12 protein-coding genes are annotated in these 13,126 nt (G+C 65.3%); 6 read left to right on the top strand and 6 right to left on the bottom strand.

Going from position 1 to position 13,126, the window contains the following annotated elements:
• Positions 1-83 precede the first annotated feature (83 nt).
• Positions 84-947 (top strand): AraC family transcriptional regulator, encoded by an 864-nt coding sequence (locus tag U5768_RS15585; RefSeq protein WP_322031302.1) that lies wholly within the window; start codon positions 84-86, stop codon positions 945-947.
• 11 nt (positions 948-958) lie between these two features.
• On the opposite strand, the gene U5768_RS15580 is transcribed toward U5768_RS15585, so the two are convergent.
• The 3 genes from U5768_RS15580 to U5768_RS15570 form a co-directional block, all read right to left on the bottom strand.
• The gene (locus U5768_RS15580; protein WP_322031301.1) at positions 959-1,546 is read right to left on the bottom strand and encodes a flavin reductase family protein; all 588 of its coding nucleotides are present in this window, start codon (positions 1,544-1,546) and stop codon (positions 959-961) included.
• 52 nt (positions 1,547-1,598) lie between these two features.
• Entirely contained in the window at positions 1,599-2,633 is a 1,035-nt protein-coding gene (locus U5768_RS15575) for a LacI family DNA-binding transcriptional regulator (protein ID WP_322031300.1), read from the bottom strand.
• A 121-nt stretch (positions 2,634-2,754) separates the two neighbouring features.
• Positions 2,755-3,705, bottom strand: coding sequence for a DMT family transporter (locus U5768_RS15570; protein WP_322031299.1), 951 nt, complete (start codon positions 3,703-3,705; stop codon positions 2,755-2,757).
• A gap of 116 nt (positions 3,706-3,821) precedes the next feature.
• On the opposite strand from U5768_RS15570, the gene U5768_RS15565 reads away from it, so the two are divergent.
• Together U5768_RS15565 and U5768_RS15560 are read left to right on the top strand one after the other, a co-directional pair.
• Complete coding sequence (locus U5768_RS15565) at positions 3,822-4,655, top strand: helix-turn-helix transcriptional regulator (RefSeq protein WP_322031298.1); 834 nt, start codon at positions 3,822-3,824, stop codon at positions 4,653-4,655.
• Between the two features lie 87 nt (positions 4,656-4,742).
• Complete coding sequence (locus U5768_RS15560) at positions 4,743-4,961, top strand: hypothetical protein (protein WP_233885126.1); 219 nt, start codon at positions 4,743-4,745, stop codon at positions 4,959-4,961.
• Between the two features lie 58 nt (positions 4,962-5,019).
• Here U5768_RS15560 and U5768_RS15555 read toward each other — a convergent pair whose 3' ends face one another.
• Genes U5768_RS15555 through U5768_RS15545 form a run of 3 tightly spaced genes read right to left on the bottom strand, consistent with a single transcriptional unit; the run spans position 5,020 to position 8,891 of the window.
• Positions 5,020-6,357 (bottom strand): cytochrome c, encoded by a 1,338-nt coding sequence (locus U5768_RS15555; protein ID WP_415913913.1) that lies wholly within the window; start codon positions 6,355-6,357, stop codon positions 5,020-5,022.
• Positions 6,358-6,365: 8 nt separating this feature from the next.
• Complete coding sequence (locus tag U5768_RS15550) at positions 6,366-8,141, bottom strand: GMC family oxidoreductase (RefSeq protein WP_322031297.1); 1,776 nt, start codon at positions 8,139-8,141, stop codon at positions 6,366-6,368.
• Positions 8,142-8,891: a gluconate 2-dehydrogenase subunit 3 family protein gene (locus U5768_RS15545; RefSeq protein WP_322031296.1), complete on the bottom strand. Its 750-nt coding sequence runs from the start codon at positions 8,889-8,891 to the stop codon at positions 8,142-8,144. It abuts the gene before it with no gap.
• Between the two features lie 285 nt (positions 8,892-9,176).
• On the opposite strand from U5768_RS15545, the gene U5768_RS15540 reads away from it, so the two are divergent.
• From U5768_RS15540 to U5768_RS15530, 3 genes are all read left to right on the top strand, one after another.
• Complete coding sequence (locus U5768_RS15540) at positions 9,177-10,124, top strand: dihydrodipicolinate synthase family protein (RefSeq protein ID WP_322031295.1); 948 nt, start codon at positions 9,177-9,179, stop codon at positions 10,122-10,124.
• 31 nt (positions 10,125-10,155) lie between these two features.
• A complete protein-coding gene (locus U5768_RS15535; protein WP_322031294.1) occupies positions 10,156-11,736 on the top strand; it encodes an aldehyde dehydrogenase (NADP(+)) in 1,581 nt (526 codons plus the stop codon).
• Positions 11,737-12,016: 280 nt separating this feature from the next.
• Complete coding sequence (locus U5768_RS15530) at positions 12,017-13,117, top strand: ABC transporter substrate-binding protein (protein ID WP_322031488.1); 1,101 nt, start codon at positions 12,017-12,019, stop codon at positions 13,115-13,117.
• The last annotated feature ends 9 nt before the right edge of the window (positions 13,118-13,126 follow it).

The following is a 13,126-nucleotide window of genomic DNA, read 5'->3' as shown; positions in this document are numbered from 1 at the left end:
GCGCGGGCACTGCCGTAATCCAGTAAACTGCCCGCAAACATCGCACGATTTGCCGTTTGGTCTAAGCGTCGAAAAGGAATGTCATGAGCGCAGTGACTGCAGATTCGAACCCGCAGACTGGAGGCAGCAACAGCCTGCGTTCCAGCGTTGGATTGGGCTGGCATGGCGGCGGTGCCGAACTGTTGCGTGTCAGCGCGGGTCAACATCGCTTTCCCGCGATGGCGTATCACCGCATCGGCATTCATATCGGCACGCCGGTACGTGCGCGATGTGCGTGCGACGGCCGCCGTCAATCGCGTCTCCAGGCGCACGGCGACGCGGATGTCGTGCCGGCGGCCGTCGAAGGCGAATGGACGGACGACGCCGACTGCACGATTTTGCGCGTGTGGTTCGACGACCGCTTCGTGCGTTCGATTGCGCAGCAAATGGAAAAGCCGCATGGGCCGCGCGAGATCCGGCCGCATCTTCAGTTGCGCGACCCGCGCGTCAATGCGCTGGCGGGAGCGCTTCTGGCCGAGATCGAAGCAGGAACGGCTTGCGATCCGCTATTCGCCGAGAGCATTTCCACCGCAATGGTCGTGCGATTGCTCGGCAGCGCGGATGCACCGCGAGGCCGCACCGCAGTGCTGGCCGCCCATAAGGCGGCGCGCGTGACCGATTACATCGAAAGCCATCTCGATCGGCGTCTCACGCTCGGCGAACTTGCGGCGCTAGTCGATTTGAGCTTGCCGCATTTCAAGGTCTTGTTTCGCGAAACGCTGGGCATGCCGGTGCATCAATATGTCGTGCGGCGGCGTGTGGAACGCGCGAGGGCGTTGCTCATCGAAGGCAAACTCAGTCTGAGCCAGGTGGCGCTCGAAGCGGGATTTGCGCATCAAAGCCATATGGCGCACTGGATGTCGCGGCTTCTCGGCGTCACGCCGCGCGAGTTCGTGAAGCGTGCGTGAACGGCCTGCGCCTACGGGAGTTCGCGCGCCTTGATCGTGTCGCTCGCGCGTACGAAATTGCCGGCGCCCAGATGGTGGATCGTGTGCAGGTCCGCGTTGCTGCTGTCGAGTTCCCAGTGGCCATTGCGGAAGGCGCGCGGATCGGCGGCCGCGGAAATCACTTCGGCGAAGCAGGTATCGTAGGCGTCTTCGGTATGGCGCTCGGGAATCAGGCGGCATTCCATCCAGGCGGAACAGCCTGCTTCGAGTAAAGGCAAGCCGAGCTTCGGGCCGGAAATGGCGGCGATATCGAAGCGCTGGAACTTGTCGGTCTCGCGGCCGCTCACGCTGCCCACCGCATAGGTCAGATCGATGGCGGCGGCGCCTGGAATGATCACGCCGAACGTGCCGCTAGCGTTGATGAGGTCGCGCGTGAACGTGTGCTTGTCGATGACGATGCCGATGCGCGGCGGCGTGAATTCCACCGGCATCGACCACGCGGCCGCCATGACGTTGCGGCGCTTGCCGTCGCTGCTCGTGACGAGCACCGTGGGGCCGTGATTGATGAGGCGGCTCGCGTGTTCGAGCGCAACCGGCGTGAAAGTGGAGTGGTTTTGCATCGGCGTGAATTGGCTGTGAGTCGTAACCGCAGCGACTTTACCTCAGAAAGCCTCATGGCGTGGCAGGCGGCAAGTTTGCCTGCAGATAGATCGACATCGGTGTTTGCAGTGGCAGGCTCGCAGGCGCGCCGCGCTTGTAGTGGGCGAGGATGACTTCCACGGCGCGCACGGCTTCGACGAACGGGCTCTGGTCGAGCACGGCGTCCATCACGCCTTCGGCGAGCAGCGCACGGCTGATCGCAGTGAGTTCGTGGCCAATCAGGGTCGTGGCGTGTTCGCGCTTGAGCGCCTTGAGCGCGCGCGCAACGCCTTCGTCGCCAACCGAAATATTGTAGATGCCGCGTAATGCCGGATATTTCCTGAAGGCATCGCGCGTGAGGCGCTCGGTCGAGGCGGCGTCCTCGCGGCTTTCAACCGTGGCCACGACTTCGCAGGCCGGAAAGCGGCTACGCAGCACCGAGCGAAACGCGCCGTCGCGCTCCTCGTGGCCGAGATACGTGCGCAGGCCCGCGATCACCATGACCTGGCCGCCTGCATCGCCAAGAAAGCGGCCCATCAATTCGCCCGCCGTGCGCCCCGCGCAACGGTTGTCGATGCCCACGTATGCGAGGCGGCCCGTGTCGGGCAAATCGCTCGCAATGGTGACGAGCGGCATCTTGCCCGCCACGCGCGAGAGCGCGTCCACCACTACGGGATGCTCATAAGCTACGACGATCATGGCGTCCGCCTTCTGCGCGGCGCGCTCGATCACGCGTGCGACGGACCTGGGTTCGAGGTCGTCGAAGAACGTGAGCTGGCACATCACGCGGTAGGTTTCGAACGACTTTTGCGCCAGTTCGAAGCCCTGACGCAAAGCGAGGTAATAGAGTGAATCGGGCTTTTGCGTGACGATGGCGATGCGCAGCCAGCGCACGGACACTTCGTCCAGCGCGCGATCCATCTTGAGCTTGCGCGCCCATTCGAGCACGCGCGCTTCCTTGTCGCGCGCCACGCCGCCTCGACCGTTCAACACGCGCTCGACCGTGGAATAACTCACGCCCGAAGCCTTCGCGACGTCTTCCATCGTAGGTTTGCGTTTCGTGTTCATGTGCGTTTTCCGTGTCTTTCACTGGATGGCCGGTTTGAAGACATCCCCGTGAAAAGGACGGGTTTTTGCGTCGGCCCGTGGGCAAGCGCGGCGACGCCGTGGCGTAGCGAACGACTTTCGGTCAGGAGGCCTGAGCGTTGCCCCCATTGGCGCCGCGGCGGCCGAAAGCCTGGCGGACCCAGCTTTGCGCATTCACCACCAGCAGGCCGAGCAGCACGAGCGCCGAGCCAACGAGGAACGCGGGCTCCACGCGCTCGCGCAGCAGCACGACGCCGAACGCCACGCCGAACAGCGGCGTCATGAACGAGAGGATGCCGAGGCGCGCGGCCAGATAGCGGCGCAGCAGCCAGAACCACACGAGATAGCTCACGAACGAGACGAGCAGCGTCTGGAACGCGAGCGAAGCCAGGGCGAGCGGCGTACCGTGAAAATGCGTCTGGCCCGTGAGAAACGCGAACGGCACCAGCACGACGAACGCGCCCGCCAGTTGATAGAAGAGCGTTTGCGTGGCGGGCGCCTCGCTCAGGCGGCTCGTGCGCACGACAACCGTGGTGAGCCCCCACGCCGCGCCGGCGCACAGGCCCATGAAGTCGCCGAGCAGCCACAGGGGCGAGCCGGGTATGCCGCCGCCCAGCAGCGCCGGGCCGAGGAACGTGACGGCGATGCCCGCGAAGGCGATCGCAATGCCGGCCCATTGCAGGCGCGCGAGGCGTTCGTCGGGCAGGCGCACATGCAGGCCGATGGCCGCGAACATCGGCGCGGTATAGAGAAACACGGCCATGTGCGAGGCATTGGTCCAGCGCAGGCCCATGGCCACGAATACGAATTCGAGCGCGAACAAGCCGCCCGTGACGAGCCCCGCGCCGCGCGCCACGCCTTGCAGCCAGCGCTCGCGCGAAACGAGCCGGTTGAAGAGCCAGACCAGCGCCGCCGCCACGCCGGAGCGCAGCCCGATCTGAAGCATGGGCGGAATGTCCGCCGCCACCGCCTTGATCGCGGCCTGTTGCAGACCCCATGCGAGGCAGAGCGCCACCATGATGGCCACGGCCGTTGCGTCGACTTGCTTTCTCATTGCGGACTCGCTGACCTGAAATTTACGGGTGAAGTTTAGTGGCGGTGGGCGTAGTATTGATGCGTCGGGATGCGCGCATATAGCGCAAAACTGACAATCGATAGCCCCAGACCGCCATGCCCCAAGTGTCCAAAGCGCCCAAAACTCCCAAAGCGGCCGATCGCGCTCGCCCCGCGCGCCATCTGCGCCTGCCGCCCTTCACCGACGCGCTGCCCACGCCCGTATTCTTTCGCATGGAGCACATGCCTTCGTACGCCACCTATCCGCAGATGTGCCATCCGTGGGGCGAGTTCGTCTACGCATTCAGCGGCACGACCGAGGTGAAGGCGGGGGACGAGCACTACATCACGCCGCCTCATCTCGGGCTCTGGATCGCGCCGGGCACCGAGCACGTGGGCTTCAACGAGCAGGAGACCGTGCATTGCTCGGTGTATATCAGCCGCGAGCTGTGCACGCGCATGCCGGCAACGAGTTGCGCGGTGATGGTTTCGCCGCTCGTGCGCGCGATCCTCGAACATCTGCGTGTGACGCCCGTGGAGGAAGAGGGCGACGCGCAGCGCACGCGTCTGTTGCGCGTGCTCGTGGATCAGCTTTCGACTTGCGCGACCACGGGCAGCTTCGTGCCGCATACCGACGACGCCGATCTCAACGCGATCCTCCAGATGCTGCGCCAGAATCCCGCCGACAATCGCTCGCTCGCCGAACTGGCCGATGCGTTTCACATGAGCGAGCGCACGCTCATGCGCCGCGCGCAAAACGAGTTGGGCATGTCGTTGACGGAATGGCGCCAGCGCATCCGGCTCGTGAACGCGCTGCCCATGCTGCATGCGGGGCGCAGCGTCGAGGCCGTGGCGCTGGACTTGGGGTACGCCACGTCGTCGGCTTTCATCGCAATGTTCCGACGATTGACGGGCACGAGCCCCGGGCAGTTCGTGGCGCGTACGCGTTGAGCATCAGGGCGCGCGCACCCGTTATAAAACCGGGCGAAACCCCACAAAATCCTAAAGATTCCCCGCACGCGCGCCGTTAGAGCAGGCATGAAAACCCTCCTCACCCAAACCGACGCGCGCTTCATCCTGTCGATTGCCCTCGAACTGGCCGAAAGCCAGGCCGCCGCGGCCGGGGTTCAGCTCGAATCGGCGGCGGGATCGGCGATTACCGACGACGTGATCGTCGCCACGCTCTCGCAGTTCGCGCCGACCGTGACGATCGATGAGTTCTATGGCCTGCTGGACCGGCCCGAGGTGCTTCACTGAACTGCCGGCGCGGCGTCGTTGCGCGCGCAACGAAAGGAAAGCGCGTTGCGAACGCGCGTTAGCGCTTGAGCGTTGCGCCTGGCGGCATCGCGGGCGTGCTCACGGCGACGGTCTTGCGGACCTTCGCGACATCTTCGGCGCTCACGGGCGCGCCGGCATTCCCCCAGCTCGCACGCACGAAGGTGGAGACGTCGGCCACTTCCTGATCGGACAGACGCCAGCCGAACGGCGGCATCGTAAACGACGAGGGCGCGGATTTCGTGCCTTCGAGCGCGCTGCCTGAGAGCAGCACGTGAATGAGCGAAGCGGGGTCCTTATCCTGCACGACAGGGTTGCCGCCGAGCGCAGGGAATACGCGCGTGTAGCCGCGTCCGTCGCTGCGGTGGCAGGCCATGCAGTTGTCGCGATAGACCGCTGCGCCGCGCGCGCTCGCGTCGCCGCCTTGCAGCCTGTTCGCGGCGGCGGGATCGTAGGCGTACGGCGTTTCCTTCGGGTCGCTTGTGGGCAGCGTCTTCAGGTAGCGTGCGATGGCGAGCAGATCCGCGTCGTTCATGTGCTGCGTGCTGTGCTGAACTACGTCGGTCATGCCGCCAAAGGCGGCCGTATGCAGGTTACGGCCCGACTTGAGGAATTGCACGATGTCGTCCTCGCTCCACGCGCCGATACCGGTGCGCGGGTTGCCGCGCAGGTTCGAGGGCACCCAGCCGTCGATCGGGCCGCCGCCCGCGAGGAAGTCGTCGCCTTCGAGGTCGGTGAGCGCGACTTCCTGCATCGTGCGTGCGCGCGGCGTGTGGCACGCGCCGCAGTGGCCGAGGCCCTGCACGAGATACGCGCCCCGCGCGACGATCGCATCGTTGTAATGCGATCCGTCGAACGCCCGCACCTTCGGCGCGAACAGCACGCGCCAGGCGCCGAGCGGCCAGCGCATCGAGAGCGGCCACGGAATGTCCACGGCGCGGTTCTGCGCCTGCACGGGCGCGACGCCTTGCATGAAGTACGCATAAAGCGCCTTCATGTCGTCATCGGTCAGGCGTGCGTACGATGGGTAGGGCATTGCGGGGTAGAGCGTTTCCCCATTCGGCCGCACACCCTGGCGCACCGCTTTGGCGAAATCGTCGTAGCGCCATTTGCCGATGCCGGTGTTCGCGTCGGGCGTGATGTTGGTCGAATAGATCGCGCCGATGGGGGTATCGAACTTCAGGCCGCCCGCGAACGGCTTGCCCCCCTGCGCGGTGTGACACGCAATGCAGTCGCCGGCGCGCGCGAGGTATTCGCCATGCGCAACGAGCGCGGCATCCGCTGGTTCGGCCGCGTGCGCCGAAAACGCCACGAAGGCGGCGCACGCAAAGGTTGCGCGTGCAACGTTCGCGCGCATCGAAAAAATGTTCTTCTTCATGCGGCTCTTCACACGCTCACCAGCGGACCGGGGTTCTTCAGATACTGGTTGCGAATGGCTTTCGCGCTCCAGTAGGCGAGGGCGGCGACGAGGCCGGTCGGGTTGTAGCCGATCCCCTGTGGGAACGCGGAGGCGCCCATCACGAACACGTTGGGCACGTCCCAGCTTTGCAGATAGCGGTTGATCACGCTCGTTTGCGGATCGGCGCCCATCACCGCGCCGCCCACGAGGTGGGTGGTCTGATAGCGGCGCGAGTCGAAGTGCGCGCCGAACTCTCGCGTATATACGTTGATGGCCTTCGGGCCCATCGCCTCGGCGATCTTTTGCATCTGGCCCGTCACGTACCGCGCCATCCTGATGTCGTTGTCCTTCCAGTCGAAGGTCATGCGCAGGAGCGGCTGGCCGTACGAGTCGCGATAGGTCGGATCGAGGTCGAGATACACGTCGCGGTACGACATGTTCGAGCCGTGCGCATCCATCGAAATGGTGTGCGCGTAGTGGTCCTTCACGGCCTTCTTCCACGCGCTGCCCCAGTTCGGCGTGCCCGCGGGCGTGGCAATGCCGCTGATCGGCTTCACGCCCGCCTGGTTCACCCACAGCGGCGAGCCGCCCACGAAGCCGAGCGGGCCGTGGTCGAAGTTGTCGGCGTTGAAGTCGTCCACGGCCACGCCGTTGCCGCCCGCGCCGATGAAGGGATTCGTGTACGTGTCGTGGTCGAAGAACGCCGTGATGGTCGAGAGGTTCTGGTACGCGAAGTTGCGGCCCACCACGCCCTCGCCCGAAACCGGATCATAGGGCTTGCCGATGCCCGAAAGCAGCAGTAGATGCACGTTGTGATACTGGAACGCCGCGACGATCACGAGGTCGGCGCTCTGGAAAACTTCCTGGCCCGCCGGATCGATATAGGTCACGCCGATGGCGCGCTTTTTCGTGTCGTCGAGTTCGACGCGCAGCACGTGACATTTCGAGCGCAATTCGAAATGCTTTTCCTGCTTGAGCGCGGGCAGGATGTTGAGGTTCGGCGAAGCCTTCGAGTACATGTAGCACGCGTAACCGCTGCAAAAGCCGCAGAAGTTGCACGGACCCATCTGCACGCCGTACGGATTTGTGTAGGGTCCCGAAGTATTGGCCGAAGGCAGGCGGTACGGATGCAGGCCGATCGATTTCGCCGCGTCGAAAAAGCGCTGCGCCGAATAGGTGTTCAGTTGCGCGGGCAACGGAAAGTTGTCGCTGCGCGCGGCTTCGAACACATTGCCGTCGCCGACCACGTTGCCCTTCACCTTGTACGCCTGGCCCGAGGTGCCGAACACCTTCTCCGCGAAGTCGAAGTGCGGCTCCAGTTCGTCGTAGGTGACGCCGTAGTCCTGGATCGTCATGCCTTCGGGAATGAACTGCTTGCCGTAGCGTTCCTCGTAGTGGCTCTTCAGCCGCAGCTCTTCGGGCGTGATGCGGAAATGCACGCCCGACCAGTGCAGGCCCGCGCCGCCCACGCCTTCGCCGGGCAGGAACGCGGCGAGCTGGCGGTAGGGCAGGGCCGTGTCGTTCACGCCGTGGCGGATCGAGACCGTGGTCTTCGACAGATCGAGGAAGAGCTTCTTGCGGATGTTGTACGTGAGTTCGTCGATGGTGTTGGGATACGCGCCGTCCGGGTAGGTGTCGCGATACTCGCCGCGCTCGAGCGCCACCACTTTGAGGCCCGCTTCGGTCAGTTCCTTCGAGAGGATCGCGCCGGTCCAGCCGAAGCCGACCACCACGGCATCGACATGAGGTTTTTTGATCGTCATTTACGTACGCTCTCCGTTGATCGAGACCGGGCCGTACGGATAAGGCTTGCCGTTCTGGTTGACGAAATCCATGAAGTCGGCGCGCGCGCCGGGAAAGCCGATCATCTTCCACGCGGCCATGTCGCGGTTGCCGCCGTGGATCGGGTCGCAGAAGTAGCCTTCGCGCGCGTTCTGCAGAAGCTGGCCAAAAAATACGGAGGCAGGCACGCTGTCCAGTTCGACCTTGCCCGCTTCGAGCGCGGAGAGCACGCTGTCGCGCGTGCTGGCGTCGAGCGCGTCGAAGTCCTTGCCATAGGCCTTCGTGCAATACGCGTTGACGGCCTGGATGCCGAGCCGGTAGATGTCGCGCGGCACCAGCTTCAACTGGTAGCCGAGTTCGGCCGCGCCTTGCTGGAACGGCCCCTGCATGTACCAGAGCGCGCCGTGCGCGTAGGGCGTGTCCATCTGCCGGTCGATGAATTCGGGCACGCCGGCTTCGAGCGCGCCGGGGCCTTCGGAGTCGGCGGGAATCAGGCGGTCGGCGGCGGCCTCGACAAAGGCCCATTCGCGCGCGTCGAAGAAGCGCGGCTTGTAGGCGGCGGCCCGCTCGGCTGCGGGCGCGGCGCCCGGCGCGGAGGCGGCGCTGCCTGCCGCGCCGGTATTGCTCGACGGCGGCTTGCCGCCCTCGCAGCCTGCCAGTGCGCTGGCGGGCACGAGCACCGCTGCCGTGCGCAGGAAACCGCGGCGTGTCGTGAGAGGAGATTCAGACATTGTGGGATTCTGTATGAGTTCGGCGCGGCGTGATTCGACCGTGTCCATCAACCATCCTTACCGCTGCGTAGGACGCCGGTACGGAATGGAACCGGTTCCAAGGATGCGAGGGGATTCTACAATATTCCCTTGCGGCGGCTTCATCGACCGCGCAGGGCGGGCGGCGCGCGTCTGGCGCGCGCTCTCCGAATAAACCCTAACAAGTGCAACAAGTTGTTTGACAACTGCGGCGAGCCAATGCTACTGTTTTGGTATTGACAACCCTCCATCCCCGCACGAGGCCTCATGAACGTGTCCCCGATCGTCGAGAGCGAATTCGCCTCGACCGTGATGGCGGTGCCGCCGCTCGCACGCCGCCCCGACTTCTCCCTCGACGTTGAACAGAACGGCAAGCTGATCCGCCATATGGAAGCGGGCGGCATCCGCACGCTGCTGTACGGCGGCAATGCGAACCTGTACCACGTCGCCGTGAGCGAATTCCGCGAGTTGCTTGACATGCTCGCCGACCTCACCGCGCCCGAAACGCGCGTGATCCCGGCCATAGGTCCCGACTACGGCAAGATGCTCGACCAGGCGCGCATCCTCGCGCAAACGCAATACAAGACGGCCATGGTGCTGCCGCTCGCCGGCTTCACCACGCCCGCTGGTGTGGAAGCGGGCCTCACGCGCATCGTCGATACCGCCGGCATTCCGCTCACGCTCTATATCAAGAGCGAAGACTATGTCGACGTGGACACGCTCGTGCGCCTGATCGACCGCGGTACGCTCATTGCGGTCAAGTACGCCATCGTGCGGGACGATCCGGCGAACGACCCGTATCTGCGCCGCCTGCTGCAAAGTGTGCCGGCCTCGAAGGTCGTCTCGGGCATGGGCGAGCGTCCGGCGCTCGTTCACGTGCGCGACTTCGGCCTGGCCGCCTGGACCACGGGCTCGGGCTGCATCGCCTCGAACGCCATCATGGCGCTCCTGAAGGCCGCCAAGGAAGGCCGTGCGGAAGAAGCGCAACGCCTCTACGATGCATTCATGCCGCTCGAAACGCTGCGCGACAACATCTCGCTCATCCGCGTGCTGCACGACGCCGTGACGCTCTCGGGCATCGCCGACATGGGCCCGATCCTGCCGCTGCTTTCGCAGTCGCCCGCTGAGGCGCTGCCGGCTATCGGCGACGCGGCCAGGGCGCTGCTCGCATTCGAGCAGAAGCGGGTCGCTTCGGCCCAGACCGCCCACGCTTAAGCGGCGACACATGCAATTGAACGGAGCGAACATGCAGATTACCGGTGCCATGCTGCTGGGCGCGCAAGCGGTGCGCGGCGAGGCGGGCGAAATGCGCGCCTTCGCGCCCGCGCTCGGCCAGGAGATCGAGCCGTCGTTCGGCCTCGGCGGCAAGGCCGAAGTCGCGCGCGCCTGCGAACTCGCAGCGCAGGCGTTTGACGCCTTCCGCGCCGCCCCGCACGAAACGCGGGCGCGCCTGCTCGAAGCGATCGCCGAACGCATTCTCGGCATCGGCGAGGCGCTGATCGAACGCGCGCATCTCGAATCGGCGCTGCCCAAGGCGCGCCTCGAAGGCGAGCGCGGCCGCACGGTCGGCCAGTTGCGTCTTTTCGCGTCGCTCGTGCGCGACGGCCGCTGGTGCGGCGCCGTGCTCGACTCGGCGCTGCCCGAGCGCAAGCCGCTGCCGCGTTCGGACCTGCGCGCGCATCGCATTCCGGTCGGCCCCGTGGCCGTGTTCGGCGCGAGCAACTTTCCGCTGGCGTTTTCGGTGGCGGGCGGCGATACGGCTTCGGCGCTGGCCGCCGGCTGCCCCGTCGTCGTGAAGGCGCACCTGGCGCATCCCGGCACCTCGGAACTCGTGGGCCGCGCGATCCAGCAAGCCGTGGCCGACGTCGGCCTGCCCGAAGGCGTGTTCTCGCTCGTCTTCGGCGGCGGCAACGAAGCGGGCGAAACGCTCGTGGCGCATCCGGCCATCAAGGCCGTGGGCTTCACGGGTTCGCGCCGCGGCGGTCTCGCGCTCTCGCACATTGCGGCCGCGCGTCCCGAGCCGATTCCCGTCTACGCCGAAATGAGCAGCATCAACCCGATGTTCGTGCTGCCCGCAGCCTTGGCCGCACGCGGCGAAGCGCTCGCACAGGGCTTCGTCGATTCGCTCACGATGGGCGTGGGCCAGTTCTGCACGAACCCGGGCCTCGTGCTCGCGATCGACTCGCCGGAACTCGACCGCTTCGTGAAGGCGGCAAGCGCCGCGCTCACGCAGAAGCCCTCGCAAAGCATGCTCACGGCGGGCATCGCCTCGACGTATGGCGAAGCCGTAGCCGCGCGCAAGCAATTGCCCGGCATCGAGAACCTGGCCGAAGGCACGAAGACGGACGCGCATTGCGACGCGCTGCCGGTGTTGTTCAAAGCGAGCGCCGAGCAGTTCCTCGCGCAGCACGCGTTGTCGGACGAGATTTTCGGGCCGACCTCGGTGGTCGTGGCGTGCCGCGACGAAGCCGAACTCGCGCGCGTGGCGGAGCGTCTCGAAGGCCAGCTCACGGCGACGCTGCACATCGATCGCGACGACTACGCGATGGCCGCGCGCCTCATGCCGATTCTCGAGCGCAAGGCGGGCCGCATTCTCGCGAACGGCTTCCCGACGGGCGTCGAAGTGTCGTATGCGATGGTTCACGGCGGCCCGTTCCCGGCCACCTCGGACGCGCGCACGACGTCGGTGGGCGCGATGGCGATCGAGCGCTTCCTGCGTCCGGTCTGCTACCAGGACCTGCCGGCGGAACTTCTGCCCGTCACGCTGCAGAACGACAATCCGCTCGCGCTGTGGCGTTTGCGCGACGGGGAACTGGTGAAGAAGTAATCCCGCCAAACGGATCGAAAAAGCGCCTGCAGAAGCCTTGCAGGCGCTTTCTCCAACGGGATTCCGACAAGAGGCTCACAGCAGTCCAACAAAGAGCCTGACGTTGCTTGACAACTTGGTGCGTGGTTCGGCATCCTGTGTCCGCCTGGTAATGCCTGGCAATATGAGAATGGTCGCGCTAGAACAAATTCCATAAACAGAGTGAGGAGATGCGATGTTCGATGGACGCCTGAAGGCCAGCGTGCTGGCCGTGTGTGTGGCGGCCGCCACGGCGCTCGGCATGAGCGCGGCGAAGGCCGACCCCGTTTCCCTGAACATAGTCGACGTGGCCGGTAATCTGCAGCTCACGCAGAAGGCCTTCGAAGCGTTCAAGGCGAAGAACCCGAATCTCGTCTCCAACATCACGTACACCAACGCGCCCGCGCCGCAGTTGCCTGGCAAGATCAAGGCGATGCAGGCCGCGGGCCGCGCCGACATCGATCTCGTGCTCACGGGCACGGACGCGCTCGCCGCCGGCATCGAACAGAATCTATGGATGAAGCTGCTGCCGGATCAGCAGGCGGCGCTGCCGGGCGTGCTCGACAAGTACGCGCCGGGCCCGCGCAAGATGCAGGACCTCGCGCAAGGCTACGGCCTCGAAGTGTCGTACATGCCGGCCGGTCCGCTGATCGAGTACAACCCGACCAAGGTTCCGAAGCCGCCGCAAACGCCGCAGGAACTGCTGGCGTGGTGCAAGGCGAATCCCGGCAAGCTGATCTATGCGCGTCCGGCCAATTCGGGTCCGGGCCGCACGTTCCTGATGGGCCTGCCGTACCTGCTCGGCGACAAGAATCCGCAAGACCCCATCAACGGCTGGGACAAGACCTGGGCGTTCCTGAAGGAACTCAACACGTGCGTGCCGTATTACCCGGGCGGCACGTCGGCGGTGATGAAGGAACTGGGCGAAGGCACGCGCGACATGACCGTGACCGTGACGGGGTGGGACATCAACCCGCGCGCGCTCGGCATCGTGCCGGCCGACTTCAAGGTGCAGGCATTCAACAACATGACGTGGGTGAACGACGCCCACTACATGGTCGTGCCGAAGGGCGTGTCGAAAGAGAAGCTCGCGGTGCTGCTCAAGCTCATGAACTTCATGCTCGAGCCGCAGCAACAGGCCATGACGTATGACGACGGCTATTTCTATCCTGGCCCCGCAGTGAAGGACGTCACGCTGCAAATGGCGCCGAAGGAGAGCCAGGACGTGATCGCGAAATACGGCCGCCCCGAATACGCGAAGTGGCTCACGGCCTACCCGCACGTCCAGCCGCTTTCGGCGCAGGCAATGGTCGCGGCGTTCCAGAAATGGGACCGCGAAGTCGGTTCGCAGAAGTCGCAGTAACGAGAGGAG

This window comes from Paraburkholderia sp. J76 (genome assembly GCF_905220295.1).
In the GTDB taxonomy this organism is placed as follows: Bacteria; Pseudomonadota; Gammaproteobacteria; order Burkholderiales; family Burkholderiaceae; genus Paraburkholderia.
The sequence above is the reverse complement of the archived record's forward strand: the minus strand, read 5'-3'. Positions and strand labels throughout refer to the sequence as shown.